General features: G+C 31.9%; 27 protein-coding genes. 12 read left to right on the top strand and 15 right to left on the bottom strand.

All coding sequences use genetic code 11. The annotated features are described in order from the left end of the window. The first annotated feature begins 422 nt into the window (after positions 1-422). The 4 genes from recA (at position 423) to NNH57_RS18255 (ending at position 4,178) form a co-directional block, all read left to right on the top strand. Positions 423-1,430, top strand: a complete 1,008-nt coding sequence (recA, locus tag NNH57_RS18270) for a recombinase RecA (RefSeq protein WP_101450835.1) — start codon at positions 423-425, stop codon at positions 1,428-1,430. Between the two features lie 127 nt (positions 1,431-1,557). Then, a complete protein-coding gene (locus tag NNH57_RS18265; protein WP_108808113.1) occupies positions 1,558-1,974 on the top strand; it encodes a lipoprotein in 417 nt (138 codons plus the stop codon). A 51-nt stretch (positions 1,975-2,025) separates the two neighbouring features. After that, complete coding sequence (locus NNH57_RS18260) at positions 2,026-2,577, top strand: RNA polymerase sigma factor (RefSeq protein WP_108808237.1); 552 nt, start codon at positions 2,026-2,028, stop codon at positions 2,575-2,577. Next, entirely contained in the window at positions 2,574-4,178 is a 1,605-nt protein-coding gene (locus NNH57_RS18255; RefSeq protein ID WP_108808114.1) for an outer membrane beta-barrel protein, read from the top strand. Before NNH57_RS18260 ends, NNH57_RS18255 begins: the two co-directional genes overlap by 4 nt. Before the next feature lie 88 nt (positions 4,179-4,266). Here NNH57_RS18255 and NNH57_RS18250 read toward each other — a convergent pair whose 3' ends face one another. Continuing rightward, entirely contained in the window at positions 4,267-5,016 is a 750-nt protein-coding gene (locus NNH57_RS18250) for a lysophospholipid acyltransferase family protein (protein WP_108808115.1), read from the bottom strand. Between the two features lie 213 nt (positions 5,017-5,229). Between NNH57_RS18250 and trpS the strand changes: the two genes are divergently transcribed. Together trpS and NNH57_RS18240 are read left to right on the top strand one after the other, a co-directional pair. Continuing rightward, complete coding sequence (gene trpS, locus NNH57_RS18245; RefSeq protein WP_108808116.1) at positions 5,230-6,198, top strand: tryptophan--tRNA ligase; 969 nt, start codon at positions 5,230-5,232, stop codon at positions 6,196-6,198. Between the two features lie 15 nt (positions 6,199-6,213). Beyond that, a complete protein-coding gene (locus NNH57_RS18240) occupies positions 6,214-6,585 on the top strand; it encodes a hypothetical protein (RefSeq protein WP_108808117.1) in 372 nt (123 codons plus the stop codon). Positions 6,586-6,720: 135 nt separating this feature from the next. On the opposite strand, the gene NNH57_RS18235 is transcribed toward NNH57_RS18240, so the two are convergent. Beyond that, positions 6,721-7,404, bottom strand: coding sequence for a hypothetical protein (locus tag NNH57_RS18235; RefSeq protein WP_108808118.1), 684 nt, complete (start codon positions 7,402-7,404; stop codon positions 6,721-6,723). A gap of 496 nt (positions 7,405-7,900) precedes the next feature. Beyond that, on the bottom strand, positions 7,901-8,125 hold the full coding sequence (locus NNH57_RS18230; RefSeq protein ID WP_108808119.1) for a helix-turn-helix transcriptional regulator: 225 nt from the start codon (positions 8,123-8,125) through the stop codon (positions 7,901-7,903). Positions 8,126-8,251: 126 nt separating this feature from the next. Here NNH57_RS18230 and NNH57_RS18225 point away from each other — a divergent pair, with 126 nt between their 5' ends. Beyond that, a complete protein-coding gene (locus NNH57_RS18225; protein WP_074405698.1) occupies positions 8,252-8,503 on the top strand; it encodes a hypothetical protein in 252 nt (83 codons plus the stop codon). 25 nt (positions 8,504-8,528) lie between these two features. Further along, on the top strand, positions 8,529-8,681 hold the full coding sequence (locus tag NNH57_RS18220) for a hypothetical protein (protein WP_159099242.1): 153 nt from the start codon (positions 8,529-8,531) through the stop codon (positions 8,679-8,681). Between the two features lie 114 nt (positions 8,682-8,795). Here the strand turns inward: NNH57_RS18220 and NNH57_RS18215 are convergent, their stop codons facing one another. Beyond that, positions 8,796-10,469 (bottom strand): hypothetical protein, encoded by a 1,674-nt coding sequence (locus NNH57_RS18215; protein WP_108808120.1) that lies wholly within the window; start codon positions 10,467-10,469, stop codon positions 8,796-8,798. A gap of 194 nt (positions 10,470-10,663) precedes the next feature. Here NNH57_RS18215 and NNH57_RS18210 point away from each other — a divergent pair, with 194 nt between their 5' ends. Together NNH57_RS18210 and NNH57_RS18205 are read left to right on the top strand one after the other, a co-directional pair. After that, a complete protein-coding gene (locus NNH57_RS18210) occupies positions 10,664-11,770 on the top strand; it encodes a DNA alkylation repair protein (protein WP_108808121.1) in 1,107 nt (368 codons plus the stop codon). Positions 11,771-11,832: 62 nt separating this feature from the next. After that, a complete protein-coding gene (locus NNH57_RS18205) occupies positions 11,833-12,168 on the top strand; it encodes a hypothetical protein (RefSeq protein ID WP_108808122.1) in 336 nt (111 codons plus the stop codon). A 30-nt stretch (positions 12,169-12,198) separates the two neighbouring features. Here NNH57_RS18205 and NNH57_RS18200 read toward each other — a convergent pair whose 3' ends face one another. The 5 genes from NNH57_RS18200 to NNH57_RS18180 all read right to left on the bottom strand — a co-directional run bounded on the left by NNH57_RS18200 (position 12,199) and on the right by NNH57_RS18180 (position 14,458). Beyond that, positions 12,199-12,612, bottom strand: a complete 414-nt coding sequence (locus NNH57_RS18200) for a hypothetical protein (protein ID WP_108808123.1) — start codon at positions 12,610-12,612, stop codon at positions 12,199-12,201. After that, positions 12,605-12,994, bottom strand: a complete 390-nt coding sequence (locus NNH57_RS18195) for a hypothetical protein (RefSeq protein WP_108808124.1) — start codon at positions 12,992-12,994, stop codon at positions 12,605-12,607. The genes NNH57_RS18200 and NNH57_RS18195 overlap by 8 nt, the downstream gene beginning before the upstream one ends. Further along, a complete protein-coding gene (locus NNH57_RS18190; RefSeq protein ID WP_108808125.1) occupies positions 12,981-13,412 on the bottom strand; it encodes a DUF6463 family protein in 432 nt (143 codons plus the stop codon). The genes NNH57_RS18195 and NNH57_RS18190 overlap by 14 nt, the downstream gene beginning before the upstream one ends. Further along, the gene (locus NNH57_RS18185) at positions 13,409-13,960 is read right to left on the bottom strand and encodes a TetR/AcrR family transcriptional regulator (RefSeq protein WP_108808126.1); all 552 of its coding nucleotides are present in this window, start codon (positions 13,958-13,960) and stop codon (positions 13,409-13,411) included. The genes NNH57_RS18190 and NNH57_RS18185 overlap by 4 nt, the downstream gene beginning before the upstream one ends. Positions 13,961-14,233: 273 nt before the next feature. After that, positions 14,234-14,458 carry a helix-turn-helix domain-containing protein gene (locus NNH57_RS18180; protein WP_034244961.1) on the bottom strand — a complete coding sequence of 75 codons (225 nt, stop codon included), beginning with the start codon at positions 14,456-14,458 and terminating at the stop codon, positions 14,234-14,236. 84 nt (positions 14,459-14,542) lie between these two features. Between NNH57_RS18180 and NNH57_RS18175 the strand changes: the two genes are divergently transcribed. Together NNH57_RS18175 and NNH57_RS18170 are read left to right on the top strand one after the other, a co-directional pair. Beyond that, the gene (locus NNH57_RS18175; RefSeq protein WP_159099243.1) at positions 14,543-14,692 is read left to right on the top strand and encodes a hypothetical protein; all 150 of its coding nucleotides are present in this window, start codon (positions 14,543-14,545) and stop codon (positions 14,690-14,692) included. A gap of 69 nt (positions 14,693-14,761) precedes the next feature. Next, a complete protein-coding gene (locus tag NNH57_RS18170) occupies positions 14,762-14,905 on the top strand; it encodes a hypothetical protein (protein ID WP_159099244.1) in 144 nt (47 codons plus the stop codon). Between the two features lie 35 nt (positions 14,906-14,940). Here NNH57_RS18170 and NNH57_RS18165 read toward each other — a convergent pair whose 3' ends face one another. From NNH57_RS18165 to NNH57_RS18140, 6 genes are all read right to left on the bottom strand, one after another. Next, a complete protein-coding gene (locus NNH57_RS18165) occupies positions 14,941-15,441 on the bottom strand; it encodes a hypothetical protein (RefSeq protein ID WP_108808127.1) in 501 nt (166 codons plus the stop codon). A gap of 426 nt (positions 15,442-15,867) precedes the next feature. Next, complete coding sequence (locus tag NNH57_RS18160; RefSeq protein ID WP_034244957.1) at positions 15,868-16,263, bottom strand: hypothetical protein; 396 nt, start codon at positions 16,261-16,263, stop codon at positions 15,868-15,870. Positions 16,264-16,271: 8 nt separating this feature from the next. Next, the gene (locus tag NNH57_RS18155; protein WP_074405707.1) at positions 16,272-17,291 is read right to left on the bottom strand and encodes a phenylalanine--tRNA ligase subunit alpha; all 1,020 of its coding nucleotides are present in this window, start codon (positions 17,289-17,291) and stop codon (positions 16,272-16,274) included. 58 nt (positions 17,292-17,349) lie between these two features. Continuing rightward, positions 17,350-18,171, bottom strand: coding sequence for a GNAT family N-acetyltransferase (locus NNH57_RS18150; protein ID WP_108808128.1), 822 nt, complete (start codon positions 18,169-18,171; stop codon positions 17,350-17,352). 100 nt (positions 18,172-18,271) lie between these two features. Next, on the bottom strand, positions 18,272-19,579 hold the full coding sequence (locus NNH57_RS18145; protein ID WP_108808129.1) for a DUF885 domain-containing protein: 1,308 nt from the start codon (positions 19,577-19,579) through the stop codon (positions 18,272-18,274). 149 nt (positions 19,580-19,728) lie between these two features. After that, complete coding sequence (locus NNH57_RS18140) at positions 19,729-20,496, bottom strand: helix-turn-helix domain-containing protein (RefSeq protein WP_108808130.1); 768 nt, start codon at positions 20,494-20,496, stop codon at positions 19,729-19,731. Between the last annotated feature and the right edge of the window lie 51 nt (positions 20,497-20,547).

Here is a 20,547-nt window from a genome sequence, read left to right as displayed (position 1 = left end):
ATGCCTTGAAACTTATTCCAAGGCATTTTTTTGGGCTAATTCGTTATTAAATAATTTAACGATTAAAAAATATAATAACGAAGCTAGCCACCTTCTACTATACAATTACTAATTTTAGTAATTGTGCAGCCATCAAGATTATGTCTTACGACCTTTTTAAGAAATTTCATCTCTCTTTCCTTCTGCTTTTGTTCATGTTTGCTTTTTATATAGATGCTATAAAAACAAAAGGGTTGCGCTATATTCTTGAAAAAAATGTAATCGATGTCTAATACAGGTTTAAAAACTCCAAACCTTAAGATAAAATACAGGTATTTGTTGTTAATAACGATTTTAGAATCCATATCCCAACTACAAAAAGAAATAGTACTTTAGCAAAAAGTTTATTATCAATGTCAAATCCCGATATATTTGAACAACAAATGAGTACAGAGAAAGACGCAAAATTAAAAGCATTAAAACTTACCCTTGATAAATTAGATAAAGCCTACGGAAAAGGAACTGTAATGAAGATGAGTGACAGTTCTGTACAAGAAGTAGATGTAATTCCTACAGGTTCTCTTGGTTTAGACCTTGCATTAGGTGTTGGTGGGTATCCTAGAGGAAGAGTCGTTGAAATCTACGGACCAGAATCTTCTGGTAAAACAACACTTACTTTGCATGCTATTGCACAGGCACAAAAAGCCGGGGGTATTGCAGCATTTATTGATGCGGAGCATGCTTTTGATCGTTTTTATGCAGAAAAATTAGGTGTAGATATAGATAATTTAATTATTTCTCAACCAGATCATGGGGAACAGGCTTTAGAAATTACTGATAACCTGATCAGGTCTGGAGCTATCGATATTATCGTTATTGATTCTGTGGCAGCACTTACTCCTAAAAGTGAAATTGAAGGTGAAATGGGGGATTCTAAAATGGGACTTCATGCACGATTAATGTCTCAGGCGCTTCGAAAATTAACCAGTTCAATTAGCAAAACCAATTGTACTGTAATTTTTATTAATCAGCTTCGTGAAAAAATCGGGGTAATGTTTGGAAATCCTGAAACGACTACTGGTGGTAACGCCTTAAAATTTTATGCTTCGGTACGTTTAGATATTCGTCGTTCTACACAGATCAAAAATAGTAATAGTGAAGTACAAGGAAACAAAACACGAGTTAAAGTAGTAAAAAACAAAGTAGCTCCGCCTTTTAGAACTGCAGAATTTGATATCATGTATGGAGAGGGTATTTCTAAAAATGGAGAAATTATAGATATTGGTGTAGACTACGAAATTGTCAAGAAAAGTGGTTCCTGGTTTAGCTATCAAGACACCAAATTAGGACAAGGACGAGATGCAGTGAAATCTTTACTTAATGATAATCCAGAACTTATGGAAGAACTTGAACAAAAAATCAAGGAAGCCATAAAAATTGCAAAAGAATAAAACTTTCTTAATAAAAACACTAAAATCCCGAAGCTTCGGGATTTTTTTATACCTTAAAAGCAACCTTATCTACATTAGAGCATCTACCTAATGGATAGGTTATACGATCTCTCAAAACCCCAAGAAAATGAGAAGGATAAAAATAGTTTTAACATTTTTTATTGTAGTTATCTTAACTGGATGTTCTGATGACGACAATGGAACAAGTTTCTTTTATGAATTAGCTACTGTACAGGAAGCTTCACTGCCCGACCAGTTTAATCGAAAAGAAATATATACAATTACTGTATCTTACTACAGACCAACTAATTGCCATTCTTTTGCAGGATTTGATTATGATAGGCTAGGAAATGAACGAACGGTATCTGTGGTTAATTTGGTAGTTAATGAAGGTAATTGTAAAGATTTAGAAACGACAGATTTAGTCGAAGTTTCTTTTGATTTTTTAGTAGGAAATGAAGATTCTTACATCTTTAGATTCTGGCAAGGAAGAGACGAAAATGGAGATAATCAATTTTTAACCGTAGAAGTACCTGTATTATAAATTAAACCCGTTTTTATGCATTAGAAATGGGTAAACTAAAAATAGTTGTTAGTGGGTTTAGACCAACTCATAAAAAGGTGTAAGAAAAAAAATGCTCAGGCGCAAGAACAATTGTATAGATTATACAGTAGTAAGTTGTTTTCGATTTGCTTAAAATATTCTAGTGATGTTTCGAGTGCAGAAGATACCTTGCAAGATGCTTTTATAACCATTTTTGATAAAATCGGTCAATATAAAAACCAAGGTTCTTTTGAAGGGTGGATAAAACGAGTAACTATTAATACAGCATTACAAAAATATCGAAAACAAAAAGTTTTTGATATCATTAATGAGGAACAGATTGAAGAAGTTGAAGTTGAAGTAGATGAAGAAGAGATTTCGCTGGATTATCTTTTAGAGATTATACAGCAACTACCCGATCGATATCGATTAGTATTTAATCTTTATGTGTTAGACGGTTATTCTCATAAAGAAGTTGCAGAGGTGTTGGAGATATCTGTAGGAACTTCTAAATCTAATCTGGCGAGAGCAAGAAATATTTTAAAAGAAAAATTACAAACCAACCAAGAGCTTTATGTTCGACCAATTGAAGAACGAAGATGAGTGATAAAAAAAATATAGATCGTTTATTTCAGGAAAAATTCAAGGATTTTGAAGTCATTCCCGATGAAATAGTATGGGAAAAAATTAAGGCACGTCAAAATAAAAACAAAAAAAGAATTTTTCTGATACCATTTTGGTACAGAGCTGCAGGTGTTGCAGCATTAATTGCGCTTATATTTGGCATAAGCTCTTTACCGTTTAATACTAATGATCTACAAGAAAATGATACCATCACCGATTCTGATACTAAAAATATAATTGAACATACAAAAACGACACCTAACGAACAGGTTAACCCTCCTATAGAAGATGTTATAGTCACTTCAGAAGAAAAAGAAACCAACCCCACTAATCAAAAAACAAAAAATACTAATCTTGATCAAGATAATGATGCTGGTCAACATAATTATTTTGAGCCATCTGTCACAAAAGAAAATGCAGTTGCTAAAACTCTGGAGCAAGTACCTTCGCAACCCAAAAGCACTAATAAATTAGATCCTGTCTCCCATCCTGAAACTAAAAATCGAATCGTAGATCATACCGTAACAAATAATAATAACACAGCACAAATTTCCTCTAAGCAAAAAGAAGATCCTATTGTTACGCAAGAGAACACAATCGAGAAAACTACCATTGCTAATCAACAGAATAAAAAGCCTATTTCGGAAAGAGAACATCCTCTTTTTGCAACACCTAACGAGAAAAGTAACACAAATACTCAAGGTTTAACAGAAAAGAGTGTTGATAATGATATAAAGAACAAAACTCCTGAAGAAGATGTTGAGAACACAAATGACAATGGTAAGAAATCTATCTTTGATGTTATACATAAAGACGAGGAAGAAGAAATAGCAGAAGAATCCACATCAACCAAAAAATGGAATGTTTCGCCTAATGTCGCCCCTGTATATTATAGTTCTATCGGAAGCGGATCTTCAATCGATACTCAATTTGCAGACAATAATAAAAACGGACAAGTAAATATGAGTTATGGTGTGCATGTTTCTTATGCTATAAATAAAAGATTTAGTGTGCGTTCTGGAGTAAACAAGGTAGATCTTAGTTATAATACAGAAGGTGTTGGTTTTTCTCCATCGGCAGTTGGTCAAAATCTAGAAAATGTGAACTATAACTCTAATGCCGGAGCAATTTTGATTTCTGATATCGGAAACGTAAGAAGCACTGATATCGGGTCTGAATTTTCGGACCTTGACAGAAATGCGATAGAACAAAAGCAAAATGTTGGATTACTTAATCAAAGTATTGCCTACTTAGAAGTCCCGGTTGAAATGAAATATGCTTTGGTTGATAAAAAAATTGGAGTAAATATGATTGGAGGTATAAGTACATTATTCTTACAGGATAACAAAATCTCTATAGAAGCTGGTGATTTTGAAACTCCGATAGGTGAAGCCAGCAATCTCAATGATGTAAGTTTTAGTGGTAATATAGGGCTGGGTGTCGATTATAAAATATCCGATCAATTCGAAATCAATCTTGAGCCTATTTTTAAATATCAGTTTAATGCATTTAATGACAATGCCAATAATTTTAAACCCTACTATTTTGGGGTATACACTGGAGTAAGCATCAAATTTTAAGAACTATAAAGATTTTTTAGTTGGTTAGGTAATTATTGCTTTAAAAAGCAATGATGAACAAAGCCGTTTCTGGGGAGAAGCGGCTTTCTTATTTTTTATAATGTAGATCGGCTTCTAATGTCTTTAAAATAAGATCTCTTGTGTTTTCTTTCAACTCTTTTTTATGATCTTGTGTTAATCCTTCTGTAGGGATTTCTTTAAGAACGCGACCCCTCATAATTCCTGGGCTTCCGCTAAAAAAAGTATACGAAAATCGCTTTTTATTATCTAGAAACGCTAATGGTACTATAGGAATTTGGTGATCTATAGCTAATCTGAAGGCTCCATCTTTAAATTCATCTAAAATCACAGATTCATCATCGGGAACCCCTCCTTCTGGAAAAATACAAATACTTGTACCGTCATGTAACCTTGCTTGTGCACGATCAAATACTTCTTTCCTACTTCGTTGGCTATTACGATCTACCAATATACAAGTACGTTTATAGAAAAATCCAAAAATCGGGATTTTTGCCAATTCTTTTTTTCCTACAAATACAAAAGGGTTTTTTACCGAATACAACATTAGCATAATGTCTGTCATCGAGGTATGATTAGCAACAAACATGTAACTTTTTTTACGATCTGGTTCTGCTTCTTTGGTTATCTTGGGTAAAAATCCTGATCCATACAGTACAATTTTTGCCCATAATCTGGCGACTACAAAAAACTGCGGATACCATTCTTCTCTCGACGAAAGCACTAATAACACAGGAAACATAATAAGTATAGGAATACCCATAACGATATAAAACCAGATACGCCATAGTAGGATAAGTATGTTTCTTAGTATATGCATCTCCCCAAAAATACACAATTGGTTTGAGCTATGTGAACAAAAAAATTACCTTTGCTGAAATTAGTATAGTTATATACTCGAAGTATAAGTAGGCAGAAGGTCGTTTATGATACCAAAATCTGCGAACTAAATACTTTACTAAATTTTAGAAATTAAAAAAATACTTAACCAGGGTTTAAAACTTAAAACCGTAATAAAAGATAATACATCACCATGTCCAGAATTCTAACAGGAATACAGAGTACAGGCACTCCGCATTTAGGAAACCTATTAGGAGCTATCATACCGGCAATCCAAATGGCCAATGAGCCAGAAAACGATTCGTTTTTATTTATTGCCAATATGCACTCGCTTACACAAATCAAGGATGCCAATACATTACGAGAGAACACCTACTCTACTGCAGCTGCCTGGTTGGCTTGTGGGCTGGATATAGAAAAAACTGTTTTTTATCGACAGAGTGATATCCCACAGGTAACAGAATTATCCTGGTACCTAAGCTGTTTTTTTCCTTATCAGCGACTAACGCTTGCACATTCGTTTAAGGATAAAGCAGATCGTCTAGAGGATGTAAATGCTGGATTATTTACATACCCTATGCTAATGGCTGCCGATATCCTGCTCTACGATGCAGAAATTATACCTGTAGGAAAAGATCAACTGCAACATCTCGAAATGACTCGTGACGTAGCTTCGCGAATGCACAACCAAATGGGTGAAATGTTTGTAATACCCGAAGCCCAGGTGCAAAAAGAAACTATGTATGTACCAGGAACAGACGGTGGCAAGATGAGTAAATCAAAAGGAAATATCATTAACCTGTTTTTACCAGATAAGAAACTACGTAAACAGATTATGTCTATCGAGACCGATAGCACTCCGCTAGAAGAACCAAAAGATCCGGATACCTGTAACTTATTTACGCTATATAAGCTTATCGCTACTGTAGAACAACAAGAAGAGATGCGTAAGAATTATCAGGGAGGAAACTACGGATATGGACATGCAAAACAAGCTTTTTATGAAGTATTGATTGAAAAATTTACTTCTGAACGCGAACGCTATGCCTATTATATGGATAACCTTAATGAAATAGACGAAGCCCTGGCTATCGGAGCACAAAAAGCTACTGCTATTGCCGATACTGTATTAGCAAGAGTTAGAGAAAAGGTTGGGTATTAGAGATAAGTGGTTTTTATGGAATTTCTATTCGAAATTACGTATGACTTTTTAAAATTTCTTGAAAAGCTTACTGGTTTTTCTTACCAGGAGATCAATATCATTATTTGGTTTTTCTTAATTCCTTTTACCTGGATGTTTTTATTAGATAAGATCGTAAAAAAAAGTTATTTTAAAATTGTATTTGTTTTAGTTGTTCTCATTATACTAATAGCGATTCCAGATTTTGAGAATTTTGCCAATTGGGCGTTTAATAGTTCTGTTGATTTTCTAAATCTTTTCAATACTATCGGCAGCAATTACAAGATTTCTTCTGTTGTAATTTGTTTATTTATTCCAACGTTAATCTACGGTTTACTCATTAGAAATGCATATTTCAAAAAAAGATAATCACTTTTATCTTATCATTTCATATGATAAAAAATCAATCCAGGCCTATCGAAGAAGCGTTGGGAGTACTAACTTCGACAAACCTGGCTTGACAATCGTATAATAGGGATTTTGTAATGGGTTAAAATAAGTTCATCATTTTACCTTTAGGATTACATTATATGTCTTGTTTCTTTTATTAAAAATAACAGGGTATTTTCCTGGTTTGATGACATTGCCCTTAAGCCCTAATCTTTTTAAATATACTTTGTCTAAAATCACTGTGTTTTTAAGATGAAACATACTAGGCCCTGCTTCTAGAGTTTTAGAATCTCTATACATCATGTTATTAGGCTTATAAAACTGTAGCCCTAAAATATTTTTGTTCATAGCAAATGGTATTGCTTTTGTATCTGATTTGATCGTCAATTTCAATACATCTTTAATAGAATTAAATACTCTCGGATCTACCTTATCATATATCCTCCACGGATCATTGTACACCCAGTCACATCTAATTATTTTACAAAGATTAGAATAAACAGGTTCTGGCGTAATCGGATTAAAGACATTTGGTAAACATTGTATCTGCGCACATACCCCAATTACAGACCCTCTTGGATCACATCTACATGTCATATCTCTATCATCGCAAATTTGTTTATCAAGTGTTAAACTATATATACAAAGTGCTCTTTGGGAGGCTCCGGCTTTTTTAGAAATGTTACTATCAATTTCTTTTACATCTTCTGTGGTTTGTTCTTCTATACTATTTTCTTGTTCACAAGCACATAGAGTGATAAGCAATACAGCCACAATATTTAATACTACTTTTTTCATGATTAATACGGTTTTTAAGAGTTATTACTTTGTTTTGGCCAAACGTTTTATGATCAATTGATTGAATACAATAAAGGTATAAAGCATTATATCGGGATAGTATCATAGATGTAACGAATCCTAAAAAATATGTAACATCGAAATAAAGGGGCATTTACCCCCTATTTTCGAAGGGGTTACAATTAGTTTTAGCCATTATTTTGGATAAATAATAGTTAAAATGCATAGCTCATATAAAAAAAATTAATACATCTCATACGGGTTCCCGTAAGGTGTGTAAGAATTTTCGTCGTAATTTAAGATCAGGGAAAAATCTTAAGAACATGTTTAGAAATCATGTATATCAAAAATTGGTAGTTTTCAGAAAATACACTTTTAAACAGTTTCTTAAGCGGGATCAATACCTAAACCTATAATAAAGTATATACCTATAGGTTAGGTTTTTAACAATTTTTAGTACTACAAACACAGATATAGTTATTCGTATATCCTATTGTTAGTATTTGAATTTAAAAAAGTCAGAGAGAGGATACTCTAATGCATTGCAGAGCAACCTGATTACTTCGACAGAAGGTCTGGTGTCTGCTTTTTCGATATCAATAATAGTTCGGTAACTTACTCCGGATTTTTCGGCTAATTCTACCAATGTTAACCCAGCGTCTAGCCGTAAACTTCGCAGTCGATTGCCTAATGCTTCTTTGAATTTATCATCTTTAGCCATCCTCAAAAATGACTAATTTCCTGTTAGCAAAAATACAGCAGGCATCCCTATTTTTACAAACACTTGATTATCTGTTATAAATATGCATTATATTGCATATTATAAAATAAAAAGATACCTCAAGTTATGACCAAAGAAGAGTTATATCACTATATGTTGGCGTACCAAAAAGAACATCTATTTAGTGAAAAAGACCAAAGCAATTTTATTGCATTATTAAAAACTTTAAAACCAGATAGCAATCTAAAAGAAGAATTATATCACTATATGTTAGCATATCAAAAAGAACATTTGTTTAGCGAAAAAGACCAAAGCAATTTTATTAAAATATTAAAAACCTTAAAACCAGATAGCAATTCAAAAGAAGAAGAAATATGAAAATATAAATTAAAAATCAATAGTCATGACAGAGAAAAAATTATACGAGCGGTTAATGCGTTACAAAAAAAAATATGGTGTAACCCAGGAAATGTTACAACATTATAAGTGGGCTGTAGAATTACTTAAGCAAAGGCAACTTACAGTTAATGGTAATAACCCAGAAGAAGGAGTTTAACATCTTTCATAAATCATTTTCACGAAAGATGTTAAATACCTCATCAAAAAGAGAATTTAATAGTACTTGATTTTTATAAAAAATCAAGTACATTATTTAATTCCAAATGTAATTCTAGCGTGTACAATCACTAGCATAACTAGCTGTATCATCTATATTCCACTTCCATAGATATTCTGCATCGGGATCGTCTACTTGTATACAAGTAAGAAAAGGATTATCGTGTGTAATTACCTGTGTAAGAATATCATTCTTTCCATTCTTCATATTTAGAAAAGTGAGTTGATTATAATAACAATAAAATTCGGTTAATGCAGGGTTTTTACTTATATCTAAACTAGTAAGTTGATTTTTATAACAATTTAATATGGTCAATGCAGGATTTTTACTTACGTCTAAGCTAGTGAGTTGATTATAATAACACTTCAAATTGACTAACGCAATATTTTTACTTATATCTAAGCTAGTAAGTTGATTTTCAAAACAGCTTAATTTGGTCAATGCAGGACTCTTACTTACATCTAAGCTAGTAAGCTGATTTCTAAAACAACTTAATCTGGTCAATGCAGGATTTTTACTTACATTTAAACTAGTAAGTTTATTTTCATAACAGCTTAATCTGGTCAATGCAGGACTCTTACTTACATCTAAGCTAGTAAGTTTATTTCCATAACAGTCTAACCTGGTCAATGCAGGATTTTTACTTACGTCTAAGCTAGTAAGTTGATTAAAAGCACTTAGTAGATTGATCAACTTAGTATTTTTACTCACATCTAAACTAGTAAGTTGATTTCCAGCACAATCCAGATGGGTCAACTTAGGAGTTTTACTCATGTCTAAGCTAGTTAGGCCATCACCACTACAATCCAGATAGGTCAACTCTGTATTTTTACTTATATCTAAACTAGTAAGTTGATTTATACTACAATCCAGATAAGTCAATACACCAAAATATTCAATCCCTGAAAGGTTTGATATTTTTTTCTTACTAACATCTATTTTTTCAACAACTAGAGCTTCTTCTATAGATATTTCTCCATCTGTATTGGTGTCTATTATAGGATCGATATGTGCTAGTAATGCATTCTTAAAGTTAATATCAGGAAATATAATATTCTCACTTTCTATAACATCGTTTAACATTACTGTTACCTTAGCTTCTTTACTCTGCTCTCCATTTTTGATCTGTACTCTTGCAGTAAGTGTTGTTCTGGTTTCATAATCAAATAATGTGGCATCTTTTACCGTAAGTTTGCCTGTAGTATCTATAGTAAAAGCTCCGGATGGTTCTTCGGCTATAAGACTATATGTTAATTCTCCCTGATCGGTAGTGGCTTCTATAGTGCCAAGATCCTGATTGGCAGTAGGGTTTTCATCTATAGTAGCTTCAAAACCTTTTATTGTAATAGCAGCATCATTCACATCATTCAACGCTATGGTTACCTTAGCTTCTTTACTTAGACCCCCGTTTTTTACCTGTACTATTGCGGTAAGGCTTGTCCTGGTTTCAAAATCAAATAATGTAGCGTCTTTTACGGTAAGTTTTCCGGATTTAGCATCTATAACAAAAGCACCTGATGGTTCTTCTGTTTTGATTGTATACATTAAAGTCCCCTGGTTGGTTGTAGCTTCTATAACTCCCAATTCTAGCCCTGCAACAGGATTCTCGTCTATAGAGACTTTAAAATCTTTTATAACAATGGTAGTTTCTGTAGTGTCATCATCACTAGAGCATGAAATAACAATAATCCCCATAAGTAGTACAACAAGTAGTTTTAAATTTTTCATCTTTTTTATAAAATAACATATCATTCAAAAAAATATGATGCAAAGATTTTGCATTTTTACACTATGCACTACCCTGTTTTCCGGTATTGATAATATACTCTACCTATATTACTAACACCAATAACTCAACATAGCTGACATACAGTTGTCACTACCCTGTTTTAATTTTGTTTCAAATTAATCCACTATTTACAATGGCAGAATTATTGAAACATATTTATACACAGGAGTTTTTTGAAAAATTCACAGGGGCTTTTCAAAAAATTGTCCCTGATTTTGATACCTCATCTTTTTTTAAGCAAATTTTTGATGACGAATGGTCTAATAGAGAATTGAAGCAGCGAATGCGTCATATTACCATCACATTGCAACATCATTTATCACATGATTATACCAAAAACATAGATGTTCTATTACAAGTTATCAAACAGCTTCAAAAAGAAGGAATTAAAGAGAACAGTTTAGAGTATATGTTTCTGCCGGATTTTGTAGAGTGTTATGGGATGGATCATTATGATACTTCTATGCTCGCAATCGAAAAAATTACTCAATTCACAAGTTGTGAATTTGCTATTCGCCCTTTTCTCATAAAAAACCCAAAAAAAGGAGTGTTACAAATGAAGAAATGGTCAAAACATAAACACCCCATGGTAAGAAGATTATCATCTGAAGGTTGCAGACCTCGTTTACCCTGGGCTATGGCGCTTCCTTTCTTAAAAACCGACCCAACATCGATTCTTCCTATTCTCGAACATTTAAAAAATGACACCTCAGAATCTGTACGACGAAGTGTCGCCAATAATCTAAACGATATTGCAAAGGACAATCCCGATATTGTTATTGGCCTCGCAAAAGAATGGTACAAAAAAACAAAAGAAACCGATTGGTTAGTAAAACATGGGTGTAGAACCCTTTTAAAACAGGGAAATACAGAAATCATGAAGTTGTTTGGTTTTGGTAATATTCAACATATCAAAATTGATACGCTACAGATACTTACACCAAAAGTTAAGATTGGAGATGTATTAGAATTCGCTTTTCAACTTAATAACACCAGTAATTCTGCCTCTAAATTACGTTTAGAATACGGGCTTTATTATCAGAAAGCCAACGGAAGCTTGTCTAAAAAAGTGTTTAAAATAAGTGAAAAAATATATCCCGAGAAATCCATAACGATTATTAACAGAAAGCAGTCTTTTAAAATAATTACCACTAGAAAATTTCATACCGGATTACATCAATTATCTATTATTATTAATGGAAATGAGTTTGAAAAATACGATTTTGAACTTATCAATTAAATAGAATTTTCTTTAGTATTTTTACATAGGGTAACATTTTGCAATTCTTAAAATGAAGTGATATGTGGGAAGAACGATTAGCATTTTATGACAAGCTTATAGCTTCCAATCCAAATTTCGATAGAAAAGGAAAAACAATGCCTTATACATCTGTTAATGGCCACATGTTTTCGCAATTAAATAAAGCAGGTGAAATAGGTCTTCGGCTTCCTAAAGAACAGGGAACACTATTTATGCAAGAACATCAAACCACGGTTTTCAAATCCTATGGCGCAGTGATGAAAGGATATGTATTAGTTCCCAAAAAACTGATGGAAGATTTTGAGTCACTTTCCTCCTATCTTAATGATAGTTATACCTATGCAAAATCATTAAAACCTAAAGATGCTAAGCAATAAATACGAACGCTGTGTATGATAAGTCGTTCTCTATTTTATTTTAAATTTCCATTTTCTTAAACCACCTATTAGGAATAGTAAACCAATAATTACTGCTACTACAGATTGAATAGTTTCTGATGTTGTAGTGGTCTGTTGATTTATAGTATACAATTGTTCTGCAATCCCACGAAAAAGATATATAAAAGCAATTGTATAGATCCCAAATTTTAAGAAAGGAAGCTTTTTAATTTTTTCGCTTGCCGAAAGTCCATAAAATCCAAAAATTAAAAAGATTAACGCAACAAAAACAGTTAACAGGTATGGAAGAGTAAAATGGATTTGTGCCAGTGTTTTCATTTCTTCTAGCACACCAGTTTTTTCAAACATTTGTTCTGGCCAAATGAGTCCGATTAAATGGCCTATGCCAATTAATATATTTATGTATCCACCGATTTTAAGCATTAGTCTTCGATTTTTTAACGCCAATGATTCCTAATATCCCAATAGGAAGAAGTAAAATCCATTGAGGCGCTAGTATTGATTTATATACACTTGAAAAGATAAAAGCGAATGAGAAAGCGATGTATAAATAGCTTATGAAAGAAACTAATGCTATGTCTGCTTTTTTTCTTGTGTTAAAGCCATATTTGAAATAAAATATTGAAGAAACAAATAACATGATAGTAACCATATGCCAAACCCCTAATAATTCAGTTTTTATTTGAAGAGCAATGCTACTTTCCATCAAAGGATTAATTAAATCTAATTGACCTCCAATTAAATGCAGGATTGCAGTAAAAATGTTAATTACTCCTGCAATTATCCAGTATTTATTTTTCTTCATTTGGTTGTATATTTGATGTATTATGTATTTTATTACTATCGTAGAGCATATAAATTGCATGTGGTAACATTAAGAAAGTCATGCCAGAAAAAGGAATCATGTACACCCCAATACCCACGATTATTAGATATATCCACATGAAGTTTTTAGGAATTTTCCCATTCGTTTTCTCTACATGGTTTACTAGAATCCCAATAGGGATAAGTGAAAGCCCAAAATAGAAAAACCAAAACGCTGCGAAATTTTCATAATTCATTTGTCCATCAAGTAAAGGAAATTCAAAAAGCCCCTCACTTATTTTGAAAAAGAATTTGCCTGTAAATCCTGCAAACTGTTTCCAAAACGCCCATGGTGAAACTCCTAATAGTGAGTGAATAATCCCAAAGAATATTAATATTTTCCCGTGTATTATTTTCATATTGCTATAAAGTGTTTTAATTCCTTTTTTACTTCTATAAGGTAATTTTTGGATTGTTTTTTGTTTTTTATCATTTCATGATATCCAATTAAGTATTTATAAAAAATACTCGCTTTTATAGCAGCATCTTTCTTAGAATATCCGATTTCCTGGAACAACTGAGTTGTAAATTCTAATCTTCTAGTATCAATTTCATCTATGATAGCTTGAACTTCTTTATTCTTTATGGCATAGCGTTTTAAGAAAAAAATGAATTCTAAATAAGGGTCATTCTTAAAAGTGATTTTCAAAAACTGTTCAATTTTTTCTTCCGAAGATTTTGCTTTTTCGATCTGCTGTATAATTTGGTCTGTTTCTGAAGTGATCCAAAAATTTATAAGCTCACCGATAAATTTCTTCTTGGATTTAAAATGCCAATAAAAGCTTGATTTGTTACATTCTAACTTTTTGGCAATCTTTTCTATGACAATACCAGAAATTCCCTGTTCAGAAAAGAGTTTGTATCCCAATTTTATCCAATCATTCTTTTGTGCTATTACCTTTGGCATTATTAGACGGTTTCGTTTAGAAAAACAAATATATAACAAAATTTTTATTAGACGATATCGTTTAATAAAAATTTCACACTTCACAATTAATTAAAGAAAATAAGGTAGGCTAAATTGGTTTTAGGCTTTCTATAAGAGCAAAATTCTTGCAAGAATGCGAACTACTTATTTTTAAAATCATATAAAGTAGTGATACAAGGATATATACTAGTACTTTAAAAAATAAATACGAGTTTTGTTTATAAAACTTAAGAAAATTTAAATCATAAAAACTTAGTCAAAGTCTTTTGTGAAGAAATCTTTTGGAGATATTTCAAAATACTGACAGATTTTAAAAAGTGTTGAAAAAGAAATATCTCGCTTACCTTGTTCAATTCTTCCAAAGTGAATTCCGGTATCATTAAGCGCGTCTTCTTGGGTCACATCTTTTCTTGACCTCAATTCTTTTACACGTTTAGCTAATAGATTAAGTAGCTCTTTTTTGTCATATTCTTCCACAGTGGAAAATTCAGCTTAATAAAACACAAATTCAATTACCGTTCGGTAATTTTTTATTACATTTGTTACATCAGATGATTATGTATGACCCAAGAAGAGTTATATCAATATATGTTAGCCTATCAAGAGGAGCATCAGTTTTGTAAAAAAGAACAAAGCTATTTTATTGCTATGCTAGAAGCACTTAAGCCTGACAACACCGATACAACATCATCAGAGCTTTCAAGTTCGTAAGCCTGTGCATTTCTATGGATCTATAAAAGATACTAATATCAATATAGTTTTTAACCAAAATCAATATGTATGACAGAGAAAAAACTTTATGAACGCCTTATGCTTCACAAAAGTAAGCATGGTGTCACTCAGGAAACACAACAACATTATTTATGGGCATTAGAAACTTTACAAAAAACCAATGCCGCCCGAGAATCTCATCAGAAATTTTAGCCTACAAAGAGCCCGTATTTAATACACGGGCTCTTTTACTTTGGTAAGTAACTAGTTTCCTGGTATTTTTTTGAATAAATAAATTTAAGGGTAGTTTCATATCCTAAATCAGGGTCATCATATTCAATGGTAACTACCAGATCTCCATTTTTGACAGTCACATAAGATTTATTAAATAGTAAGATTTCGCTCTTATCATACATAAAATAAAAAATACCGTCTGATTCTTTTTCCCAACTCCCATGGGTATCTTCAGTATCCTTTATACATTCTCCTCCTGTTCCAAAATTATCATAATAATTTTTCTCAATAAATCTACCATTCTTTAACACTTCCAGAGTTGTCATTTTTTCACAAGAGGAAAGCGGGAATTCTTCTAATGGCGCATTCTCTTCTTCATTACTAAACTCTTGCTTCAATTGCCATATGCCAACTATCATAATATTAGAAGCATTAGAATCACCTTTTCCGCAAGAATATATTCCAAAAAGTGTCAAGACCAAAAACGTAGCATAAGCCGGTAAAAGTCTCTTCATATGTTGTATTTCCAATTACAGCTACAAAAATCAGAAAAATACTTCTTATTAACAAATAATTAACGTTAAAATGTGTATTTTATCGATTATAATAGCATTTTATCGATGTCTATTAGTCTCTTTAACTAATCATAACTTACAACTGAAGTTTAAATTAAATCGATATTTATAAGAAACCATATTAAAAAAGAACGATCGCTAAAAATTGGGCAGTATAGATCTGGTACAATACAGATCTCTCTTGGGAAGAACTTGACAATAGCATCAATGTTCAATGTAATTACGGTAACTAATAAATTTTAAGATACTTGGAAAACCTTAGGGTATTAAGACACTATTACTTTGCAAAAAGAGAAGATTATTCTGCAGTAGGAAATCATCCTAATTTACATTTCTGATATATTGAAGGTGGTTATAATTAGTAATTTATTTTACCAATACTCCTAATTGATCCATTACTGGTAAATTCTGAAAAGCGTTTTCATTTATAGTATGTTTTCTAAACACATACTTTTTATCATACATTTTACTTTCTGCAAAGAAAGTGACAACAAATTCATTATTCATTCCCAGTAATTCTTCCTGAAGCATTTCGATTTTGGCAGAAGATTTTGCTTCCATCGTTCCTATACCATGACGTAGCAATGAGGTTTTTCTATCCCCATCATATCCTTTGGTCACCACCAGAACCATTTCTATTGCGGTATCACGATCATTAATAATATAGGAGTTCCAATGCTGCGCAAGAAATTCTTCGTCCCATTCTTTGATCACTGCAATATAAACACCTTCTACAATAGGTATTTCAATATCTTTCTTCATGTTCTACCCTATAGTGAAGATTTAAATTGCTCTAGGAAACGTACATCATTTTCGCTAAGCATTCGAATATCAGACACGCCATATAATAAAAGAGCAATACGATCGATTCCCATCCCAAATGCAAAACCACTATATTCCTGAGGGTCTATATTACAATTTTTAAGCACATTAGGATCCACCATTCCGCAGCCCATAATTTCTAACCAACCTGTTCCTTTGGTCATTTTATAATCGGTCTCTGTTTCTAATCCCCAGTATACATCTACTTCTGCACTAGGCTCGGTAAACGGAAAATACGATGGGCGTAATCTAATTCTTGATTTACCAAACATCTCTGTAGTAAAGTATTGAAGTGTCTGTTTTAAATCGGCAAACGACACATCTTTGTCAATATACAATCCTTCTACCTGGTGAAAAAAGCAATGTGATCGTGCAGAAATAGCTTCATTACGATATACTCTTCCTGGAGAAATTGTACGAATTGGCGGTTTATTATTTTCCATATATCGTACTTGAACCGACGAGGTATGCGTACGTAACAGAATATCTGGGTCTGTTTGAATAAAAAACGTATCCTGCATATCTCGTGCCGGGTGATATTCTGGTAAATTAAGTGCTGTAAAGTTATGCCAGTCATCTTCTATCTCAGGACCTTCGCTTACATTAAATCCTATACGAGAAAAAATATCAATGATTTGATTTTTTACCAAAGAAATAGGATGCCTGGATCCTAAACCAATAGGTTCTGCCGGTCTTGTAAGGTCACCATAAAGTCCTTTATCTTCGTCTTTGGATTCTAATTCGTCTTTTAAAGATTTTACCTTTCCTTCTGCCGCTACTTTAAGAGCATTAATAGCTTGTCCAAATTCTTTTTTCTGGTCATTAGCTACATTTCTGAACTCTGCAAAGAATTCATTAATCAATCCTTTTTTACCCGAAAACTTAATTCGAAATGCCTCAACATCTTCTTTAGTTTTAGCTTTAAAACTATCAACTTCTTCTATATACTCTTTAATCTTATCAATCATCACTATTTTCTTAATAGAACGGCAAATTTACGCAATTTAGGTTAATAGAATAGTACATTTATATTCTTAATTCCATTTCGTACTGATCAATTATGTTTTCGACATGTATCGAATTCAAATAGTTTATTTTCTTGATAAGTCTCGTATCAATATTATTAATTTTTACGGTTTCACAAATACTTTTAATTCCTAAAAACAGACGATCCCATCCTAATTCATCTTTATTCAAAAGATCAAATTGCGCTAAATATCCATTTACCGGATTGATAACAAAATAAGATTCTGGAGTTTGATCTCTTAAAACTTGAAAATATCTGTAATTTCCATCTTTGATTGAGTTTTTGTGATTGTCCCAAGAATAGTATTCCTGATTAGGTAAGTTTATCATATCAAATTGGTTAAAATCAATTTCATTTAACTCAACAACCTTCTCATTCTCAATCTGTATTTTACCTTTAAAGCACTTATAATTTTTACATTTCTCAAAGCCAACATTTTCATAGGATTTAATAGCAATCGTATTCTCTTTAATTACTTCTAAAGAACATAGAGTAATACCATTTTGTTTTAAATCTTTAAGAGCATACTCATAGATAGATTGTACTATCTTCTTTCCCCGATATTCGGGAATCACACCTGTTCCTGTGTTAAATGCGATTAGATCTCCGTTTCGTTTGTCAATTCCATTTATAATAAACCCTACAAGTTTTTCATCATCAAACATCCCATAGGATAGATCAAATCGAACTTTTGCGTTATCCCATCTTTCTTTGTAATACTCTAAATCTGTTGGCATTTCTACAAAGTAGTTTTTAAATGAAATTAGAAAGCAATCTATTATCGATTTAAATGCAACTTTTTCTAAAGTTCTAACCATCATACTATAAGTCTGTCTGTATTATATCGTTATTAAATAAGCGATCTAAATATAATGAACTTCGTAATTATCATATGATAATGCTTTCATAAATATAAAGTAATTACAGCCCTAGTTGTGATTCTAAAATTGAATAAGGTAACAATCCGTTTTTTAAAATGTTATTGTGAAATTCTTTAAGGTTAAAGTTTTGATTTTTTTCGAGTTGCGATTTCCATTGAAGTATTTTATTTGATCCATATTTATACGTGATAACTTGTACCGGCCACCTTTTCATTCTGGCTATTTCGCGAAAAGCAATATCATCTTGCCCTTTGATGTATTGTTGCCAAAATTTTAAAGCTTTTTGGTCACTCCAGCCATAATAATTAAGACCTACATCTAATGCTACCCGTACAGAACGAATAATATCCCATTCCCATTTTCCTAATTCATCATATATGTTTTGGTATGCTCCTATTTCCTTTCCTATTTCTTCTACATATGCAGCCCATCCTTCTGCAACTCCTCTATATCTAAACATCTTTTGAATATCAGAACGATGCAATAACGTTTCAACCATTGCCTGATAATGATGTCCTGGCATTCCTTCATGAATGTATAACCAACCTACTTGTCGCTTATTAAAAGATGTATTGAAATAATTATAATAAAAGATGCCATTTGTATAAAATCCAGGAACTTGAGACAAATTTTTATTGATTCCTCGTTTAATTCTTACCTCTGGGATTCTATCTGTAAACGGAAATATTTCTGGTAATTTGTTGGCTACAGTTTCTCTGATTTGTAAAAAACGCTTTTGAACCATTTCAACATTGGAATAAAAAAACACCGAATCCTTAATATGTCTATTAAAATCCAAACTATCCATCCCGGATTTGGTCTGTATTTCTTTGATTTTAGAAGTTACCTTTTCTATTTCTTTTACTCCCAAATCATATATCTGGTCTGGTGTTGCGTCTTTATCTACCCACTTTTTTAAGAAATACGCATACCAATCTTTTCCATTGGGTACATCAAATATTTTAGTGGTTGGGATACTATCTCTAATTGTATTTAACCATTTTTTTTCGATTATTATTCTCTCTCGATTAAGTTCACATTCATAAAGCAATATTTCATAATCCAATTTATCACGATCAGACAATTGATTTTTGTTTATTTTTTGTAATGCATTTTCTAAAGAGATAAATACTTCTTCCTGGTTTTGAACAGATTTCTTGTCTCTAATGTTCTTGAGGTTTTCTACAAAAGAAAGCTCTAATCCCTGAAGATCTAGTTTTTTATAGTCCTTTATAAATTCTTTGGTTATAGTTTCCCATTCAATAGATTGGCTTTCGGTTTTGTTTTGGCAACTAAATAGAACGAACATAAATATCTGTACTATAATTCTAATATCTCTACTTACCATATTAATTTGATTTTTAAAATCTGTTTTAATACAATGATACTATGGAAATCTCACTATAGTTTGTGCAATCTTGCTATTTTATAGAGAAGTGATTTAAACTTTTCTCTATTCGCTACAAAAATGTTCTTTTTCGCCAGAATCAAAAAAGTTTAAATCACTTCATATTGTGAAGGCGATATTTTGTAATATTTTTTAAACCTTTTAGAAAACGAAGCTAAATCTGTATACCCTAATTGATACGCTATCGAGGTTAAAGAAATCTTACCACTATGTAATAGTTCTCTGGCTTTTTCCATTCGCAACTGTTCCTGCATTTGTAACGGAGTCATTTTAAAACAAATTTTAAAAACTCTGGCAAAATGATACTTAGAGATGCCTGATATACCTGCAAGAGTACTTAACGAAATTTTATGTGCATAATATAAATGAATATATTCTCTTGCTTCAAAAAGTTTTGAAACCAGAAGTTTTTGTGTATTAACTCTTTTGGTTATGTTTTGCAAAGCATTTCCGAGCATGGTCAGATCATTTTGAAAGCAGAGTAAATCGTCTTTAAACTTAGTAATAACCTCTATAGGTTTTTGAGCAAATTTAGCCGTTGTAGTAGTGTTAGTAAAATTGTATAAAGATTTACCTAATGAGGTAGATAAAATTCCTGAAAATGGTTGATTAAATAATAAATCATTTTTCAAAAAATCTGATATCTCTACATCTAATAATTCTGGATTAATATCTAGACAGAAACCTTGGGTATTTATATTTTTAGAATACACTTCGTAGTCAATATTTTCTCTCAGGATAATAAATTGACCCTTATGCACATTTAATCGATTTATATTCGTTTTATAATGTTCTTTTCCTTCTATCACATATTTTAAAGCAATACCTGTTGTTTTACCATTGTAAATTGTTGGCATATTACTTTGAGAGAAATTTATTTTCCCAAAACGCGATGTTGATATTTTGTT

It is taken from the genome of Aquimarina spinulae, assembly GCF_943373825.1.
Lineage (GTDB): Bacteria > Bacteroidota > Bacteroidia > Flavobacteriales > Flavobacteriaceae > Aquimarina > Aquimarina spinulae.
The sequence above is the reverse complement of the archived record's forward strand: the minus strand, read 5'-3'. Positions and strand labels throughout refer to the sequence as shown.